This window comes from Acidobacteriota bacterium (assembly GCA_028875725.1).
In the GTDB taxonomy this organism is placed as follows: Bacteria; Acidobacteriota; Thermoanaerobaculia; order Multivoradales; family Multivoraceae; genus Multivorans.
In genome coordinates this window covers 55,933-73,748 of record JAPPCR010000019.1, presented here as the reverse complement: position 1 = coordinate 73,748, position 17,816 = coordinate 55,933, and the positions used below count along the sequence as shown (strand labels likewise).

General features: G+C 69.8%; 16 protein-coding genes. 11 read left to right on the top strand and 5 right to left on the bottom strand.

All coding sequences use genetic code 11. From position 1 onward, the window contains the following. The first annotated feature begins 29 nt into the window (after nt 1-29). Both OXI49_14860 and OXI49_14855 read left to right on the top strand, forming a co-directional pair. Nucleotides 30-3,572, top strand: coding sequence for an FG-GAP-like repeat-containing protein (locus OXI49_14860; protein ID MDE2691792.1), 3,543 nt, complete (start codon nt 30-32; stop codon nt 3,570-3,572). Nucleotides 3,573-3,653: 81 nt separating this feature from the next. After that, nucleotides 3,654-5,063, top strand: a complete 1,410-nt coding sequence (locus OXI49_14855) for a sodium-dependent transporter (GenBank protein MDE2691791.1) — start codon at nt 3,654-3,656, stop codon at nt 5,061-5,063. Between the two features lie 57 nt (nt 5,064-5,120). Here OXI49_14855 and OXI49_14850 read toward each other — a convergent pair whose 3' ends face one another. The 5 genes from OXI49_14850 to OXI49_14830 all read right to left on the bottom strand — a co-directional run bounded on the left by OXI49_14850 (nt 5,121) and on the right by OXI49_14830 (nt 9,867). Next, nucleotides 5,121-6,077, bottom strand: coding sequence for an HNH endonuclease (locus OXI49_14850; protein ID MDE2691790.1), 957 nt, complete (start codon nt 6,075-6,077; stop codon nt 5,121-5,123). Between the two features lie 54 nt (nt 6,078-6,131). Beyond that, a complete protein-coding gene (locus OXI49_14845) occupies nt 6,132-6,494 on the bottom strand; it encodes a hypothetical protein (GenBank protein ID MDE2691789.1) in 363 nt (120 codons plus the stop codon). 23 nt (nt 6,495-6,517) lie between these two features. Beyond that, a complete protein-coding gene (locus OXI49_14840) occupies nt 6,518-7,510 on the bottom strand; it encodes an Rpn family recombination-promoting nuclease/putative transposase (protein MDE2691788.1) in 993 nt (330 codons plus the stop codon). A 111-nt stretch (nt 7,511-7,621) separates the two neighbouring features. Beyond that, nucleotides 7,622-8,611: a tetraacyldisaccharide 4'-kinase gene (gene lpxK, locus OXI49_14835; protein ID MDE2691787.1), complete on the bottom strand. Its 990-nt coding sequence runs from the start codon at nt 8,609-8,611 to the stop codon at nt 7,622-7,624. Further along, nucleotides 8,608-9,867 carry a 3-deoxy-D-manno-octulosonic acid transferase gene (locus tag OXI49_14830; protein MDE2691786.1) on the bottom strand — a complete coding sequence of 420 codons (1,260 nt, stop codon included), beginning with the start codon at nt 9,865-9,867 and terminating at the stop codon, nt 8,608-8,610. The genes lpxK and OXI49_14830 overlap by 4 nt, the downstream gene beginning before the upstream one ends. A 201-nt stretch (nt 9,868-10,068) precedes the next feature. Between OXI49_14830 and OXI49_14825 the strand changes: the two genes are divergently transcribed. Genes OXI49_14825 through OXI49_14785 form a run of 9 tightly spaced genes read left to right on the top strand, consistent with a single transcriptional unit; the run spans nt 10,069 to nt 17,815 of the window. Beyond that, nucleotides 10,069-10,776 (top strand): sigma-70 family RNA polymerase sigma factor, encoded by a 708-nt coding sequence (locus OXI49_14825; GenBank protein ID MDE2691785.1) that lies wholly within the window; start codon nt 10,069-10,071, stop codon nt 10,774-10,776. Continuing rightward, a complete protein-coding gene (locus OXI49_14820; protein ID MDE2691784.1) occupies nt 10,773-11,360 on the top strand; it encodes a hypothetical protein in 588 nt (195 codons plus the stop codon). Before OXI49_14825 ends, OXI49_14820 begins: the two co-directional genes overlap by 4 nt. Further along, the gene (locus OXI49_14815) at nt 11,357-12,094 is read left to right on the top strand and encodes a hypothetical protein (GenBank protein ID MDE2691783.1); all 738 of its coding nucleotides are present in this window, start codon (nt 11,357-11,359) and stop codon (nt 12,092-12,094) included. The genes OXI49_14820 and OXI49_14815 overlap by 4 nt, the downstream gene beginning before the upstream one ends. A gap of 15 nt (nt 12,095-12,109) precedes the next feature. Further along, the gene (locus OXI49_14810; protein MDE2691782.1) at nt 12,110-13,348 is read left to right on the top strand and encodes a type II secretion system F family protein; all 1,239 of its coding nucleotides are present in this window, start codon (nt 12,110-12,112) and stop codon (nt 13,346-13,348) included. After that, nucleotides 13,348-15,033: a GspE/PulE family protein gene (locus tag OXI49_14805; protein MDE2691781.1), complete on the top strand. Its 1,686-nt coding sequence runs from the start codon at nt 13,348-13,350 to the stop codon at nt 15,031-15,033. The genes OXI49_14810 and OXI49_14805 overlap by 1 nt, the downstream gene beginning before the upstream one ends. Then, nucleotides 15,002-16,009 (top strand): hypothetical protein, encoded by a 1,008-nt coding sequence (locus tag OXI49_14800; GenBank protein ID MDE2691780.1) that lies wholly within the window; start codon nt 15,002-15,004, stop codon nt 16,007-16,009. The genes OXI49_14805 and OXI49_14800 overlap by 32 nt, the downstream gene beginning before the upstream one ends. Beyond that, a complete protein-coding gene (locus OXI49_14795; GenBank protein MDE2691779.1) occupies nt 16,006-16,632 on the top strand; it encodes a hypothetical protein in 627 nt (208 codons plus the stop codon). The genes OXI49_14800 and OXI49_14795 overlap by 4 nt, the downstream gene beginning before the upstream one ends. Further along, a complete protein-coding gene (locus OXI49_14790) occupies nt 16,629-17,210 on the top strand; it encodes a hypothetical protein (protein ID MDE2691778.1) in 582 nt (193 codons plus the stop codon). The genes OXI49_14795 and OXI49_14790 overlap by 4 nt, the downstream gene beginning before the upstream one ends. Further along, nucleotides 17,207-17,815, top strand: a complete 609-nt coding sequence (locus tag OXI49_14785) for a hypothetical protein (protein ID MDE2691777.1) — start codon at nt 17,207-17,209, stop codon at nt 17,813-17,815. Before OXI49_14790 ends, OXI49_14785 begins: the two co-directional genes overlap by 4 nt. Nucleotide 17,816: the final 1 nt, after the last annotated feature.

The following is a 17,816-nucleotide window of genomic DNA, read 5'->3' as shown; positions in this document are numbered from 1 at the left end:
GCGACTACTCTAGAGTGTCGAGTCGAGTCATGCCTCGAAACCTCTCCGCCCTTCTTCTCCTCGTCGCGCTCGTCCCGGCCGCGGCGTCCGCGCAACCGACCGAGGAACAGGTGCGCCTGCACGGCATCGGCTACGCGCAACTCGAGAACGAGCGCGAGGTCGAGGCCGAGAGCACCTACCGGGAACTGATCGAGCTCGTGCCGGACGAGCCTCTCGGTCACGCCAACCTGGCCGTCGCGCTGCTGCGGCAGGACCGGAAGGACGCGGCGCTCGCCGCCGTCGACCGCGCCCTCGAACTGGGCGGCAATAGAGCCGACCTGCTGCTGATCCGCGGCGACATCCTGCAGTGGTCAAGCCGACACGAGGAGGCGCTGGTGGAGTACCGCCGGGCCGCCAGCACCGCGCCGGACGACCCCGAAACGCAGTACGCCCTGTTCCGGCATGCGGACATCATGAGCGGACCACAGGCCGAAGTCGACCGGCGAACCGCGGTCGACCGGCTCCGGCGCCTGCGGCCCGACAACCTCGTCGTTCTGCTGTTGAGCGGAGAGGCCGCCCTCGGAGACGGCGACCGCGGCCGCGCGAGCGACGACTACCTCCGCGTGCGGGAGCTGATCTGGCAGGCCCAGCCGAGCGCCGAACGAGTCGTCGAGGAGGTTCTCGACGCACTGGAGGCGGACGACCTGGAACGCGGCCTCAGCCTCGCCCGGCGGGTCACGAACGTCATGAAGGGGACCACCGCCTGGACAAGCAGTCACGCCGAGATCTTCACGAACATCCCGGGCATTCCGGTCGAGCGTTTCGTGGACGAGTCGCCGATCGAGGACTTCGGACCGGCGCTCCCGGTCCGTTTCCGGGCGACCCGCATCGACAACGCGGCCGCCGCCGGCCGGGCGCTCGAAGTCGCGGACTTCGACGGCGACGACCGGCCCGACATCGCCTGGGTGGCCGGCGGGGACGGCTCGGAGGCTCCACTCCCGCAACTTCAGTTGCGGCGCGCCTCCGTCGGTCACGCGGCCTCCGGCACGGCCCTGGAAACGGACGCCCGGTTGCTGGTCGCCGGCGACGCCGACAACGACCGGCGGCTTGACCTGGTTGCCGTCGGCGATCCTCTCGCCGTCTGGCAGGTTGACACCTCGGGCGCCACTCCCCGGTTCGGGAACACCAGCGACCGCTTCCTGGCGCAGCCCTTCGCCGTGGACGCCGCCGACCTGATCGACTTCGACAGCGACGGCGATCTCGACCTCGCGGTGGCGCGAACCGGCGGCGGGCCGGATCTGCTGCGGAACGTGTCCGGCGAGGGGGTCTTCGAGGGTCCGCTCGAGGCCCTGGGACCCAGGGCGCTGCCGCAGGTCGAGCCGCGACGGTTCCATCACCTCCAAGCCACCGACGCCGACCGCGACGGCGACACGGATCTGCTGCTGGCCCACGACGCCGGCGTCCTCTGGCTGGACAACCTGCGCCAGGGGCGCTTTGCCGAGAGAACGCCGCCCGCACCCGCGGGAAACCTGCTGGGAAGGCTCGTCGGCCGGCTGCTCGGCGACGACGCCGAGCCCGCGCTCGCGACCGGGACGCCGGTACGGGTCGTCCGTACCGCCGACCTCGACCGCGACGGGATCCCGGAGTTCGTGCTCGCCGGCGCTTCCACGGCCATCCTGAGGGCCGGCGAGCACGGCGCGCTCGCCCCGTTCCCGCTGACGTCGGAATCGGTCGGCTTGCCCACTGGCGCCACGGACCTGGCCCTGCTCGACGCCGACAACGACGGCCGCCGCGATCTCGCCCTGGTCGCCGACGGCGAGCTGCGGGTGCTGACCCAGACCTCGGACTCGGGGCCCGAAGCGCTCGAGTTCCAGCTCGCGCAGGTCACGGGTCTGCCCCGGGACGCCGGCTTCAGCGCCGTGCGCGCCGACGACCTCGACGGTGACGGCGACCAGGACCTTGTCGCCGCGGGCGCCGCCGGCCTCTACCGGATCGAGAACCTGAACGGCTCCGAGAACAACTGGCTGCGGGTTCGCCTGGTCGGTCTCGACATCGGCAACCAGAAGAACAACGTCTTCGGCCGCGGCACGACGATCGAAGTCAAGTCGGAGCGCGCCTACCAGTACGTCGAGGTCGACCGGCCGGTCACCCACATCGGACTCGGCAACCGCCGCCGGCCCGACCTGGTCCGCGTCGTCTGGGCCAACGGCGTGCCGCAGAACCGCCTCGAGCCCGGCGAGAACATGACGATCGTCGAGGAGCAGGTGCTCAAGGGCAGTTGTCCCTTCCTCTACACCTGGGACGGCGAGAAGGTCACCTTCGTCACCGACCTGCTGTGGGGCGCGCCACTCGGCATGCCGCTCGCCGACGGCGTTTGGAACGGCTACGACCCGGACGAGCTCGTGCGGGTCGACGGCGCCCGGACGCGCGATGGCTTCTACGACCTGCGGATCACCGAGGAGCTCTGGGAGGCCGCCTACATCGACCGGGTGCGGCTCTGGGTGGTCGACCATCGCGAAGGCGCGGAGGTGGCGAGCAACCTCCGGATCGTTCCGGGCCGGGGACACGTCGGCCGCCCGCCCGACGAGGTGGTCGCGAGCGCGGAAGTCCGGCCCGTCGCCCAGGCCACGGACGGCCGCGGACGCGACGTGACGGAACGGGTCCGCGCCCGCGACGAGGTCTACGGCGACGGCTACCGGCGCTCACGCTTCCAGGGCCACGCCGCCGAGCCCTGGACGTTCACCTTCGACCTCGGCGAGGCGCCCGGCAAGCCGGTGCGGCTGTGGCTCGACGGCTGGGTGTTCCCCGCCGATGCCAGCCTCAATCTCGCCATCGCGCAGGCCGTGGAGCATGGTGACCTGGAGATGGTGATGACCCGCCTCGAGGTCGAGACCGGGGACGGCTGGCAGACGCTGCTTGATCCGATGGGCTTCCCGCCCGGCAAGACGAAGACGATGGTCGTCGACACCCCGCCGCTGCCGGCGGGCGCGCGGAAGCTCCGGATCGTGACCACCCGCTGGCTGCATTGGGACCGGGTCGCCTGGAGCAGCGAGCCGGACGGCGTCGACGGCGACGGTGCCGTTGTCCAGGCCCGTCTGAACGCGGCAAGCGCCGACCTCTCGTACCGCGGCTTCTCAGCGCCGACGCGGCCGGCGCCCAACGGCCCGCACCTCTTCGACTATCAGCGCACCAGCGCCGCGTCTCCCTGGCTGCCCTTCCCCGGCCGCTACACCCGCTTCGGCGACGTCGTCGAACTGCTCGCGGACGTCGACGACCGCCAGGTCGTGATCGGCCCCGGCGACGAGATCCGTGTCCTCTTCGACGCCCGGGAGTTGCCGCCGCCCGCGCCCGGCTACGTCCGCACCGTCTTCCTGGAGAGTTTCGGCTGGGACAAGGACGCCGACCGCAACACCTGGAAGGCGGACAGCAACCTGCCGCTGCCCTTCAGGGCGATGTCCGGCTACCCGTTCGGCCCGGGCGAGAGCTACCCGCGGACGCCGGAACTCGACGCCTACCGCACCGAGTGGCTGACCCGGGCGGTCGGCCCGGAGACGCCCTTCAGCGCGGCAGCGGCGCCCTCCTCGAGCCCCTAGCGCCGACTCCGCTACGCTATCCGCCGGCCGGCGGCTGGCCCGCCGCCATCACAGCACGACGCCTGACGGGAGGGAACAAACGTGGCAAACGGCTCCGGCGGACGCGGCAGGTTCGGTCAACTCGGGTTCATCTTCGCCGCTGTCGGCTCCGCGATCGGCCTCGGCAACATCTGGAAGTTCCCGTACATCACGTACGCCAACGACGGCGGTTCCTTCGTCATTGTCTACCTGATCGCGATCGTGCTGATCGGCCTGCCGATCATGATGGCCGAGCTCGTGATCGGTCGGAGTACCCGGCAGAGCCCCGTCGGCGCCTTCGTCGCGGCCGCGAAGGGCGCGGTCGGGGGCAAGGCCTGGGGCGCGGTCGGCGCATTGGGAACGCTCGGCAGCTTCATCCTCCTGTCGTACTACGCGCTGATCGCCGGCTGGACGGTGTACTACTTCGGCCAGTGCCTGAGCTGGTCGTTCCGCGGCTTCGACACCGGCGGACAGACTCTCGGCGACTCCTTCGGCGCCTTCCTCGGCAACGGACCGCTCCAGATCGGCTTCCACGCCCTGTTCATGATCGTGACGGTCGGCGTCGTCACCCTCGGCGTGCACGACGGCATCGAACGGGTGGCCAAGACGCTCATGCCGGTGCTCGGGGCCATCCTCATCCTGCTCGTCATCAACTCGTTCTGGAGCCCGGGCTTCGGCGAAGCGGTCCGCTTCCTGTTCCATGTCGGCCCGGTCACCGCCGACGGCCTGCTGGAGGCGGTCGGCCATGCCTTCTTCACGCTCTCGGTCGGCATGGGCGCGATGATCACCTACGGCTCCTACATGAGATCGAGACAGTCGATCCCGAGGAGCGCCGCCGCGATCACCCTGCTCGACACCCTGGTTGCCCTGATGGCCTGTATCGTCATGTTCTCCATCATCTTCAGCGTCGACGCGGCGGAACGGACAGGGACCTTCGGCAAGAGCGCCACGATCCTGTTCACGACACTGCCGCAAATGTTCTACGACATGCCGCTCGGCGTCGTGCTGGCGCCGCTGTTCTACCTGCTGGTCGGCTTCGCGGCGCTCACCTCGACCATCTCGCTGCTCGAAGTCGTCGCCGCCTACCTGATCGACCGACGGGGCCTGAGCCGGCGAAAGGCCAGTCTGCTCTCCGGCGGCGCCGTCTTCCTCTTCGGCATCCCCTCGGCGCTATCCCTGGGCGCCGTCACCGGCTTCTCCTCCTGGGCACCCCTGGGCGAGCGCACCGCCGGTTTCTTCGACACGATGGACTACACCGTCTCGAACTGGATCCTGCCCCTCGGCGGTCTGACGCTGGCCGTGTTCGTCGGCTGGTTTCTGAGCCGCCGCAAGTCCCGCGAGGCACTGGCCGACGGCCACGGCGACGTGAGCCGGTGGTACTTCCTCTGGCGCGACGTGCTGTTGCGCTTCGTCTGCCCGGTCGCGATCCTGTGGATCATCTGGGCCGTGATCGGGGGGCGGTCGTTCGCCTGACGCAAGGCGGACCGACTCGATCCCAAAGACGCGGCTGGGCGTTGAGCGCGCCGCGAATCAGTCGGCGGCCTCGAGAAAGCGTTGGAATCGCCAATCGAGGAACTCCCGGTCCGGGTGGTCCTCGGAACGCGCGGGCAGACGGAGCCCGGCGCCATCGAGTCCCTTCAGGCTCTCGAGCAGGGGACCGTCTCGGCCATCCCTGACCGACCTGGCAACGTGGATGCGGCAGCTCGTGTCCACGCCGATCAAGTCGGCATCGAACGCGGTGTGGTGAAGGGTCGACATGCAGATGCCGTTGGTCACGGTCGCCGGGCCGTCTTCGGCATCCGGCAGGATGTGCGCCCCCACGAGCAGTCGAGACAACGTCAGACCGCTGAAGGCGCAGCGATGGCCGTACGCGGACTTGGTCCGGCTGCTGAACCATGCCTGGTGATTCCTCCGCTTCGTAGCGACAAGCGTGTAGGACCGCTCACGCAGTTCGGCAGAGGAGCCGGCGGCTTGCGCGGCCTGGATGGAGCTCATCGTCGGATGGAAGGCGTCCGCGGCGGCGAGAAGGACGCGTCCGGCGTCGAAGTCGAGTTCTTCCACCCACACAGACGAGAGCGGCTCGTACACAGCAGGCGAGACGCCAACGAAGTAGATCAGGGCCGCGCTCCGACTGTACGCCTCCTCGAGGGCCCGGTTGGTGGAATCCCCCCTGCCACCGCGAGCGAGGTCGTAGGCAAGCAGTCCTGTTCGATAGTCCGGCTCGCCCATCTGATCGCGATACCAAAACCGCCGACCCGCCCGAGGAGCCACCGTCTTGATGCTGAGCGCCGCGCTCATCTGCCTCGGCTTGAATATGCCGACGGCGCGGCCAGCGAAGTGGATCTTCTCGCCACGGAAGCGGAAGCCCCGGTCGATCACGCTCCAGGGCAGCTTGGGGCCATGCGCGAAGCGAAGCCGGTCCAGTTCAGCGAACGCGGCTGCTCGAATCGCCGCGTCGGGGTCGGCGCGCATCGGGCCTGGGGTCACTGTCCCCGGCTGCCTGATGTCACGGCGCGCCGAAGCATCGCCCGCGACTGCACGTCATTCAGTTGAGGTCCTCGGTTCACCGTCTTCACTGGAGGTCGTCGGCGAGACGACGAAGTAGCCCCAGGACCGCAGGTGCTCGGCGATGGCGAGCGACCCGTCGGCGACCTCCACCTTTCCGTCGACCGCGCCAGCAGGGCCGACGCGGCACAGAGCCTCGTACAGATCCCGGTCGAACGTGCCGCTTCCGAAACTGACCTCCCTGGCGGCGTCCTCAAGCTCTTGCAGAACGACACAGAGGTCGTCGTGCGCCTCCTCCGCCTCGTCCTGGCTGGCGCTTTGTCGAGGAGTTCTAGACGCGGTGTCCTCCAGCCGCTCGGCCAGCCAAGGCAGGCCGGACCGGAGCGTCGACGTGAACACCCTGCCAGCGAGGCGGACCTGAACTAAGAGGCCCGATCCGAACCCAGTTGCTCCTTGAGCGCGTTGAAGCCACCCCGGTCGAGGCCGGTAGCCGACTCGATCACTCGCCAGTCCACGCCGGCCCGCAGGAGGCCCTCGACCGTCGCGACCGTGGCGCGGTGTTCGCCGAGCCGGACGCCCTCCGAACGGCCCGTCCTCTGGCCTCTCTCCCAGATCAATTGGCCCAGGCTCTTCAACTCGCTGTCCGGACCCCTGGCCTCGATCTCCTCCAGCATCGCTTCGACCTCCTTCATCATGGCCGGGTCCTCCCTTCCGTGGAACACGTAGCTGTGGAACACCTCAAGGTCGTGCGGCCTCTCGGCCGATAGCAAGTTTCGCATCAACTCGACCGCACGCTCAAGAGCCGCCGCCCGCTCCGACTCCGGCCCCGAGACGGCGAGCATCAGATACTGGGCCAGCCGGCCCAGAGGCGAGCCGACTACCGTCGACAGCCCGCCGGCGCCTTGGTCCAGCAGCAGGAAGTCGAGCCGGGGACCCCACGGCAGGTCCCGCGCCGACTCCCCCAACAGCCCGTCGAGAGATGTCGGATACGGCCAGGGGCGGCGCCCCTGGTGAAACACCACGGGGAGAACCGCCGGCAGGCGCTTCCGCTCCGGGACCTCGCGAACCGCCGCCTCCAGAACGCTTGTGCAATAGCGCAGCAGGCGCAGCGCCATGAACGGGTCGGGCGAAGACTGATGCTCGATCAGCACGTAGAGGCGTACGGGGGGCTCGCCGCCCGGCTGGTCGACCTCGAACAGGAGATCGGACTCGGTCCGCCTGAGCCGTTCGTCGACGAAGGTGTCCGGGAGGCGCCTCAGGGTGTTCCAGGCGAAGCGGTCCCGAACGGCCACGGGCAGGGTCTCGCGCAACAGGGCGGCGGCCTGCGCCGGCTCCGAGAACACGCGCCGGAACAGGGCGTCGTGGGGCTGGGCGATCTGACTGGACTGCCTGGGCGGTTTCGGTTTCTCGGACATCGGTAGACCGGCGGCGTCTGCAGACAAGGACGGATTGGCGGCCGGCTTCCAGGCAGGCGCACCTCGCGACGGCGGCGGCGCCGGAATGCCGTCTCCACGGCGTTCCGGGGCTCAGCGTTCCAGGCGATCCGAGAGCCACCGCAGAAACTCCGGCTCGAGCCGCGCCTCGACGCTGAGTTCCTGAAGCGGCGGCGCGCCCGCCGGCAGGCGGCCGCGGAGCTTGACGGCGTCCTTGGAGGTCACAACGACAGCGTCGCAGCGATGGCGGGCGGCGGCGGACTCGATCGCGCGGAGGGAACGCGGCGGATAGCCGTGGTGGTCGGGAAAGCGGAGGTGATCCACGCATTCCAGGCCGGCGGCGACCGCGGTGCGGGCGACGCGCTCCGGCCGGGCGACGCCAGTGACGAGTAGCGGTCGCTCCGCTGACGGGCCACCCAGGAGCTCGGACCGAAGCGTCGACGTGAACACCCGGCCGGCGAAGCGGTGGCGGTGCAGGGTCGGTTCGAAGTCGGCCGGCGGTTCGGCGCCTTTTTCGAGGCCGGTGATGACCGCGGCGTCGGCGAGGCGCACCATGCCCAGAGGCTCGCGCAGGCGGCCGCCCGGCAGCAGGAGGCCGCCGGCAAAGGGGTCGGCGGCGGGAAAGGTCAGGACCTCGACATCGCGGCGTACCCGCACATGGGAGAAGCCGTCGTCCAGCAGGAAGACCTCGATGTCCGGCGCCCGCTCGAGGGCCAGGGAGGCGGCCGCGCGGCGGTCGGCGCCGACGGCCACCACCACGCCCGGCGCCTGCTCGGCGAGCATCACCGGCTCGTCGCCGGCCTGCTCCACCGAGGCGAGTGGCCCCTCGCCGAGGCTCACGACCCGCGGTTCCCGATCCCTGCGGCGGTAGCCCCGCGACAGCACGGCGACCCTGAGGCCCTGGTCGGCCAGGCCGCGCGCCGCGGCGATCACCGTCGGCGTCTTGCCGCTGCCGCCCCAGTGCAGGTTGCCGATGCTGACCGTCTTGCGGCCGAGGCTCGCGGCGCGCGGCGACCAGAAGCGGCGCCGGCGGTGGTGCGCCCACTCGTAGAACCGCTGCCAGGGACTGCGGGCGGCGCTCAATCCAGGTCCACCAGTTCGCTCAGGAGCTCCACCGAGCGCTCCACCGCGCCCCGGTTCCGGTCGACGACCGCCATACCGCGCCAGCCCTGCTCCGCCGCCCCGGCCGGGTCGTCCAGACAACGCCGCCACGCTTCGGTCAGTGCCTCGCCGTCAGCCGCCACGGTCACGCCGTCCGCGGCCTCGAGGTCGCGCGCGATGCGCCGGAAGTTCTCCATCGACGGGCCAACGATCACCGGCACGCCGAAACGCGCCGCCTCGATCGGGTTGTGGCCGCCGGTCGGCACGAGCGTGCCGCCGATCAAGGCGGCGGACGCGAGCCGGTAGATCGAGGCCAGCTCGCCCAGGGAATCAAGCAGGACGATCCCGGGCGGCGAGGCCGACCGCGGCGCCGTGTCCCCGGCCGCGGCGATCCGGCTCCGTCGGATCCCCGGCAACGACCGTTCCTCCACCTCTCGCCATACTTCGTCGAAGCGTTCCGGATGGCGGGGCGCCAGAACCAGCAGCGCCTCGCGATCCAGTCGCTCGAAGGCGTCGAGGACGATCGGCTCTTCGCCGGGCATCGTCGAGCCCGCGATCAGGATCGGCCGATCCCCCGCGAGATCCCGCAGGGCCTGCTCCAGGTCCGCCACCGGGGCCGGTTCCGGAGTGTCGAACTTCAGGTTGCCGGTCAGCGACGTGCGGACCGACCCGGCGCCGAGGCTCAGTAGACGCTCCTCGTCCTGCGGGCTCTGGGCGCCCAGCCGACCCAGCGGGTCGAGCAGAAATCGCCGGTAGAGGCGTCCCGCCCGCTTCATCCGCCCGTAGCTGCGGTCGCTGATGCGGGCGTTGAGCACCGCCACGGGAACCGACCGGCGGTGGCAGTCCCGAAGGAGCAGGGGCCAGAGCTCGCTCTCGAAGAGGACCAGCGCCCGCGGCGCGTAACGGTCCAGGAACCGCCCGACCAGCAACCCCAGGTCGAACGGCAGGTAGGTGACGACGACACTCCGGCCGTCCGCGCCGAGCGGCTCGAACAGCCTCTTCGCCGCCGCCTGGCCGGTGGGCGTCACCGTCGTCACCACCAGGTCGAGGTCCGGCGGCAGGGCCCGCGCCAGGGTCGCCGCCACTCCGGCCTCGCCCACCGACGCGGCGTGCAGCCACAGCGGTCTGATTCCCCGGGCCTCCGGCAAACGTCCCAGCCGGGCAGGAAGCGTCGGCAGGTAGTGCCGGCCGCGCCGAGCCAGCAGCACCGGCGCCGCCACGCCCAACCCTGCCGCCATCGCGAGCTGGTAGAGGAACCACATAAGGTGACGGCCGGGCGCCGAACCGCTTCCGGTGCGACGCGCGGTGAACTCATGGGGCTGCCGAAGCCCCGTATCGACGGACGAGTATAATTCCGCCGCCTGCTGGCGGAGGGCCCTCCAATCTCCCGAAGCGCGGCTTGGACGCTTTGCCCCGGGCCTCCGTATCAACAGCGAGGCATGAGATCCGCGCAAGCCATCCGCATGGAACCGCCACGCGAAGATCCTCCCCGGAGCGGTCTCACGATCGCGTACTCCCGCCACCAGCGTCAGGTGGCGTGGGCCGACGCGTCCGACGCCGAGCTGCTCGAGGGCCTTCGCGGCGACGACGACCTCGCGCTCGACGAACTGATGCGCCGCAAGACGACCCCGTTGGTTCGTCTGGCCACCCGGCTCGTGGGAGACCGGGAAGACGCACGCGACATCGTCCAGATCGCCTTCCTGCGCATCTGGAACTCGCGGCATCGTTTCGACCGCCGGTACAGCCCGAACACGTGGATCTACCGGATCGTCTCGAACCTCGCGATCGACCACCTGCGCTCCCGTGCCTCCCGCCTCCGCTCGTTGCAGAGCTTCCAGTTGCACGACGAGCATCAGCGGGGCGAAGTCTCCGCGCGGCAACTCGATTCGTTGTCCGCCAGTGAGGTCCGGTCCGTGTTTCATGAGCTCGCCTCCACTCTGAGCGACAAGCAGCGCGCGGTGTTCGTGCTGCGCGAGATGGAGGGGTTGGCCGGCAAGGAGATCGCCGGCATCCTCGGCATCCGTCCCTCGACCGTCCGCAACCACCTGTTCAACAGCCGCAAGCTGCTCCGCGAGGAGCTGCTCAGGCGCTACCCCGAGTACGCGCAGACAGCCGGGACCCGCGCCGGCAGAAAGGAGCGCCCATGACTTCTCCCTGTCCCGACTGGGCTGCCCTCGTGCGCGAACGCGAGCGGGCCGAAAGGAGTTCGGAAGTCGGCGACGCGACGGTGGACGCCGCCTGGGAAGACGCTCTCCGCCACCGCGAGGACTGCGAACGCTGTCGCGTGGCCTCGCTCGCTGTCGATCCGGTGCTGTTGTTCAGCGGCCCTTCCGCCGGCGACACTGCCGCCGGTGGCAACTCCGCCCGTGACAACGACGAAGAGGTCAGCGCGGCCGACGTCGAGGCGATCCGCCAGCGCGTGCGGCTCGAGCTCGACGGACGGGCGACCGAGAAGCGCCTGAACGAGGCGCGGAGCGCCCGCCGGCGCCTGCCCATGGCTTCGGTACTGGCCGCCGGAGTCGCGGCCGCGGCGCTCGGTCTGAGTTTCCTGCTGTGGCCCGAGAGCGTGCCGCCCACGGACGAGATCGCGGGCGACCCGCCCGTGCTGCCCGACCACATCGCGATGGCACCGCTCGTGGAGCCGCTCGGCGACGAGCCGCTGCAGGTCTACCAGCTTCCCGGCAACGGCCACGGCTCCGGCCTCGACGTGGTCCTGGTGGTGGCGCCGTGAGCGCCGCTAGCGCCGTTCGCCGGGCCCTCGCCGCCCTGGCCCTCCTGACTGCCGCCGGCACACTGCAGCCGGCATTCGCGCAACCGGGAGACGCACAGCAGGAGGCTGAAACCCAGATTCGCCACGCCTTCACGCTCCAGCATCAACGGGCGGACGACGCCCTGGAGTGGATGCAGAGCGAGATGTCGCCCCAGGGAACGATCGAACTGCAGCGGGCGACGAACACTCTGGTGCTCAGGGACCGGAGCAGCGTACTCGAGCACCTGCTCGCCCTGCTGCGCGACTTCGACCACCCGCGCCAGCAGATCGAGTTCGAGATCTTCATCCTCGAGGCGTCGCGCCGCGGCAGCGGCGACCCGCGCTCCGAGCTGCCCGCGCAGCTCACCGACGAACTGGGCAACTGGCTGGCCTTCACGAGTTACCGGCTGCTCGGCGAGGGGCAGTTCGAAGCGACGGAGGGCGAGAACGTCCGCTACGAGATCGGCACCGAGTTCCGGCTCGGTTTCCGGGTCGGCACCGTGCTGCTCGACCGCCGCCTCAAGCTGTACGGAGTCGAGATCGAGCGCAGCCGCAGCGCCGTCCTCGACGAGCGCGTCTTCAACGGCCACCTGAACGTCTGGGTCGGCAAGCCGCTGGTCCTCGCCCTCCCCTACCGCGGATCCGACGCCAGCGGCCTGGTGGTCGCCGTGACCGTCCGGTCTCCCCGCGAAGACGGCCTGGGCGCCGGCGACTAGGAGCGGGGTCGGGTCATGCAGTTCGTCTGCCGGCTTGGCACCACCGACGGTCGCATCGTGGAGCAGATCCACGAGGCGCCGGATCTGCGCACCGCGCGGCGCGAGATCGAGCGCCGCGGCCTGTACGTCTTCGAGATCAGGCGCCGCGGCCTCCAGCACCTCTTCGGGGCGCTTCTGGGCACGGGTTCGGCCGCCGCCGAGAGCAGCCGCAAGGCGGTCCCGGGGCAGGACTTCCTGATCTTCAACCAGCAGTTGGCGGGCCTGCTCAGCGCCGGACTGCCCCTGCTCCAGTGCCTGGACCTGCTCTGCGAGCGGCAGCGCCACGCCGCCTTCAAGGAGTCGCTGGGCGAGATCCGGGACCGCGTCGAGAGCGGCGAAGAACTCTCCGAGGCCTTTGCCGCGGCGGGCAACTCCTTCCCGCCGATCTACAGCTCGATGCTCAAGGCCGGCGAGCAGAGCGGCGGCCTGGAACGGGTCATTCGCCGGTACGTCCGCCAGCTCAAGCTCGTCACGAGTTCCCGCAAGCGGGTGGTCAGCGCGTTCTTCTATCCGGCGCTCCTGATCTGCCTTTCCGTCGGCATCGTGGCGGTGATGATGTTCTTCGTCATGCCGCGCTTCGAGGAGTTCTACGTGGCGCTCGACCTCGATCTGCCCTGGCTCACGCAACTCCTCCTCGCCGTGTCCCAAGTGCTGCGCAGCCCGACCACCCTCGCGCTCATGGCCGCGGTCGCCGTGGCCGCCTGGGCGAGCTGGAGGATCGGCAGGAGCGGCCGGATCGGCGCCCTGGTCGACCGCCTGAAACTGCGGTTGCCGTTCATCGGGCCGATCTTCCACCGCTTCGCCCTGTCCGAGTTCTGCCGCTCCCTGGCCACCCTGCTGCACGGCGGCCTGCCGCTCGCCTCGGCGCTCGAAACCGCGGCGTCGGCGGTTACGAACCGCTTCCTGCACGAACGGGCGGTAGCGCTCGGACCGCGCATCCGCGAGGGCGAGGCGTTCCACGTGGCCCTCGAGGAATCGGAGGTCTTCACCGACCTCGCGATCGACATGGTCAAGGTCGGCGAGGCGACCGGCGCCCTGGACGAGATGGTGAACAGCGTTTCCGACTTCCTCGACGAGGACGTCGAAACCCGGACCGAGCGGCTCCTCTCGCTGGTGGAGCCCGTGATGCTGGTCGTCATGGGCTGCACGATCGCATTGCTCGTGCTCTCGATGTATCTGCCGCTCTTCAGCGTGCTGGGACAGGTGCAGGGCTGATGGTCGTCCACGAAGAGAGCGCCGCGGCGCGCAACCGTCGCCTGATCGCGGAGGGCGTGTCCGATCTGGAGAGCCTGCGGGCGGGGGGCGACGAGGACGACCGCCTCGGCCGGGAACGGGCCGAGGCCGCCCGGCTGGCGGCGCAGTTCGGGCTCGAGGTCGCCGATCTCGCGAACTTCCGCATCGACAACGACCTCTTCCGGCACATCCCCTTCGACCTGATGCTCCGCTACAGCTTCATCCCTGAACGCCAGTTGGAGGGCCGCCTGGCGGTCGTCATGGCCGACCCGACAGACGTTGTCCGCGTCGACGAACTGGAACTGCAACTCGGGCAACCGCTCGAGGCGCGCATCGGCGTCCGGTCCGAGATCGAGGATCTCCTGCAGAAGTCCGAGAGCGCGCAGCGGGTCCTCGACGAGGCGACCGAGGACTTCAAGATCCAGCTCGTCCAGGAAGACGAGGACAGCGGCGAGGTGCTCTCGATCGACCGGATCTCGGCCGACCAGAGCCCCATCATCAAGCTCGTCGACTCGACGCTGTTCAATGCAATCCAGCGCCGGGCTTCGGATGTCCACATCGAGACGCGCGAGCAGGAAGTCGTCATCAAGTACCGGATCGACGGCGTGCTCTACCAGGCGATGGAGCCGATCGACAAGCGCCACCACCAGACCATCGTCAGCCGGATCAAGGTCATGTCCGAGCTCGACATCGCCGAAAAGCGGATTCCCCAGGACGGCCGCTTCAAGGTCCGGGTCAGCGGCCGCACGATCGACTTCCGCGTATCCGTCATGCCTTCCGTCCACGGCGAAGATTGCGTCATCCGCATCCTGGACAAGGAGTCGATGAACCAGGAGTTCAGGAACCTGCGGCTCGACGTCCTCGGCCTCGACGGCGGGACGATCGCGAAGCTCCGCAAGTTCATCCGGGAGCCGTACGGCATGGTCCTGGTCACCGGTCCGACCGGATCCGGCAAGACGACCACGCTCTACGCCTGCCTGTCCGAGATCCAGTCCAGCGAGGACAAGATCATCACGATCGAGGATCCCGTCGAGTACCAGCTCGACGGCATCACCCAGATTCCCGTGAACGAGAAAAAGGGGCTGACGTTCGCCCGCGGCCTCCGCTCCATCCTCCGCCACGACCCGGACAAGATCATGGTCGGCGAGATCCGGGACGAGGAGACGGCGCAGATCGCCATCCAGTCCGCGCTGACCGGACATCTCGTGTTCACGACGGTCCACGCGAACAACGTGGTCGACGTCCTCGGCCGGTTCCTGAACATGAACGTGGACCTCTACAACTTCGTGGCGGCGTTGAACTGCGTGCTGGCCCAGCGGCTGGTCCGACGCATCTGCAGCCACTGCCGGGAGCCGGTGCGCGCCACCGACACGCTGCTCGAAGAGAGCGGTCTCGCGCGGGAGGACATCGCCGGCTGGGAACTCTTCGAGGGCCGGGGCTGCATGGAGTGCAACGGCACCGGTTTCTTCGGAAGGATGGCGGTATCGGAGCTCCTCGATCTGTCCGACGCGATCCGTGAACTGATCCTCGACCGACGACCGGCATCGGAGATCCGCCGCGCCGCCGGCGAGGAAGGAATGCGTTTCCTGCGCCAGAGCGCGCTGGAGAAAGTCCGCGAAGGAGTGACCACTCTCCGTGAGATCAACAAGGTTACCTTCGTGGATTGAGCGCCTTGCCGGCCTCGACGACCCTCGGGGACCGGCATCGGTGTTCCTGCTCGACGAGCGCGAACTCGTCCTGGCGCACTTCGTGCGTCAGAGCGGCCCCACGCCCGAGCTGCAGGCGGTCAGGCGCCGGGAACTGCCCGCCGACACGTTCCAGGATGGGGCGCTGGGCGGTCCGCTGCGGGAGCCCGCCCAGTTCCACGACGTGGTCGCTGAACTCCAGCAGGCCGCCGATACCGCCACCGGAGCTCAGGTCAGGGCCGCCGCACTCGTCCTCCCGGACCGCTGGCTGCGGCTGACCTTCGCGGAACTCGAGGACGTGCCCCGGAGCCCGCAGCATCGCGAGGAGGCCCTCCGCTTCAAGCTGCGCAAGCAGGTTCCCTTCCGGGTGGAGGAGTTGCGCGTGCGCGGCGCCCGGACCGGCAACGGCGCCGGCGAGTCCACGCGTTTCCTGATCGCGTTCGGCGTCGAGCGGGTGCTGGCCCAGATCGAGGACTCGTTCCGCCGCGCCGGTATCCACATCGGCATGGTGACGAACGCGAGCCTCGGCGCGGCGCACGGCATCCGGCAGATGCAGGACGACACCGGCGCCTTCCTCCTTCTGCTCGCCCATCGCGACGGCTACTCGCTTCTGGCGCACACGGAGGACGCCCCCGCTCTCTATCGCTACAAGAGCTTCGACCCGGCCCTCCCTCCTTCGGTCGCTTCCCGACTGGCGGTGCGCGAACTGCGGTTGACCCGGAGCTTCATCGAGGAGCGCGGCGTGTTCGGCGCCGAGGCCGGCCTGCCCGAGCACGTCCTGATGCTGGCGGCGGAGGCCTCGCGGGAAACCTGGCGCGAGCGGCTGGAAGAGGCTTTGGGGCTACCGGCCCGCGTCTTCGACGACGACACGATCTCCGGCAACGGATCCGAGGCCGGAGAACTCGACCTCGACCGCGCCCTGCCGATGCTGGGCGCCTCGCTCTCGGTGAGGACGTGAGCAGGTCCCTGAATCTGGCGGCCCGACCGTTCGTCAACCGCCGCCCCTGGCGCCGGCTGACCGCTGTGCTGTGGGCGCTCGGCCTCGCCCTGCTGACCCTGAACGCGGTGCTGTACTGGGGCTACCTCACCGGCTCCGCCGACGCCCGCGCCGAACTCTCCGGGCTGCGGGAGCAACTCGCCGGCGACCAGACGCAACTCGACCGCCTGAGCACGGAACTGGCGCGCCTCGACCTGGAGGCGCAGAACCGCGAAGTCGCCTTCCTGAACGAACGCATCGCGGACCGGCGCTTCCCCTGGGGGCAACTCTTCAACGACATCGAGCAGGTACTGCCGTGGAACACGCGCCTGCGAAGTCTGGCGCCGGAGCGCGGCGACCGGAACCGGCGGCGGCGCGCGGAGCTCGGAACCGGCGACCGGTCCCGGGTGGTCCTCGACCTGACGGGCGAAGCCCAGGATGACCAGGGCCTGCTCGATCTGATCGACGCCCTGTTCGAGCACCCCGCCTTCGACGATCCCAAGCTGCTCCACGAGAGCCGGCAGGACGCCGGCCCGCTGGACTTCACCATCGCGGTCGTCTACCTGCCCGGCGGCGCCGGCGACGCCGCGGAGGATCAGCCGTGAGACGGCGACGGCGCGGCTGGCGCCTGCGCATCTGGTTCTGGGTCGGCGCGGGCCTGTGCGTCCTCAACGCGGCTCTGCTGTCCACCTACCGCGGCGTCTACGCCGGCCGCTTTCAGGCGCTCGAGGACGAGATCGCCCAGGTCCAGAACCTGCGCACGCGTGCCACCCAGGAAGTGGCCCGCCGCGAGGGCCAGGTCACGACGGTCGAGGCGACCCGCAGCCACGTGCGAACCCTGTACCGCGAGGGATTCGCGACCGAGCGCGAACGGTTGACCGACCTGATCGGCGAGGTCAAGGAACTGGCCGACCGCTCGGGACTCCGTCCCGGCTCGATCTCCTACCCGGAGGCGACCCTGGAGCAGTACGGTCTGGTCGAGAAGTCGATCGTGTTCACGGTCGAGGGGAACTACCGCCAGTTGCGGGGCCTGGTCAACCTGCTCGAGGTCACGGACACCTTCGTGGCCCTCGAGTCGATCAGCCTGAGCGAGGCGACGCCGAACCTGCGCATCGACCTCCGGCTGTCTACCCTTTTCTCCGGCAACGAGTCCCGGACCGGCCAGCAGGAGGCGGGAGCATGAGCGCCGCCCAGGCCGGCTCCAGCCGGCCGAACCCGCTACTGCTGGGCCTGCTCGGCATCGTCGTGGTGGTCGCCGCGTGGCGCTACCTGCCGTCGTTCGGCGGCGGTCCCGGCTTCACCCGCACGACCGCGGGCGACCTGCGTTCGACCACGATCGACGTCTTCGAGCTCGCCGCCTACACCCTCGACCAGCCGCCGCCGGCCAGCAGCCCGACCCGGGATCCCTGGTCCTTCGGCAGCCGGCCGGCGCCCGAGACGGCCCTCCCCGAGCTGGAAACGGCCCCGCCCCCCGAACCCGAGCGGCCCGCGATCCCGGAGACGCCGCCGCCACTCACCATCCCGGAGACGCCGGCGCCGGAACCGATCGGCCCCGCGCCGCCGCCGATCGACATCTTCTATATCGGCTCTTTCGGGCGCAGCGACAATCCGATCGCGGTGTTCATCGACGCCGACAAGTCCATCTTCAACGCACTCGAGGGCGACCTCGTCAAGGACAAGTTCGAAGTGCAGAACATCGGCTACGAGTCGGTCGACCTGCTCTTCGTGGGTTTCCCGGACGAACAGCCGGTGCGGCTCGCCATCGGTGGCCGGCCGACCGGAAGCTAAG

Bases quoted from the DNA above. Each gene is read 5' to 3' on its own strand.
- OXI49_14785 (MDE2691777.1), top strand. From the start codon at position 17,207: ATGAGCGCCGCCCAGGCCGGCTCCAGCCGGCCGAACCCGCTACTGCTG.
- OXI49_14825 (MDE2691785.1), top strand. From the start codon at position 10,069: ATGAGATCCGCGCAAGCCATCCGCATGGAACCGCCACGCGAAGATCCT.
- OXI49_14840 (MDE2691788.1), bottom strand. From the start codon at position 7,510: ATGTCCGAGAAACCGAAACCGCCCAGGCAGTCCAGTCAGATCGCCCAG.
- OXI49_14820 (MDE2691784.1), top strand. From the start codon at position 10,773: ATGACTTCTCCCTGTCCCGACTGGGCTGCCCTCGTGCGCGAACGCGAG.
- OXI49_14860 (MDE2691792.1), top strand. From the start codon at position 30: ATGCCTCGAAACCTCTCCGCCCTTCTTCTCCTCGTCGCGCTCGTCCCG.
- OXI49_14830 (MDE2691786.1), bottom strand. From the start codon at position 9,867: ATGGCGGCAGGGTTGGGCGTGGCGGCGCCGGTGCTGCTGGCTCGGCGC.
- OXI49_14805 (MDE2691781.1), top strand. From the start codon at position 13,348: ATGGTCGTCCACGAAGAGAGCGCCGCGGCGCGCAACCGTCGCCTGATC.
- OXI49_14810 (MDE2691782.1), top strand. From the start codon at position 12,110: ATGCAGTTCGTCTGCCGGCTTGGCACCACCGACGGTCGCATCGTGGAG.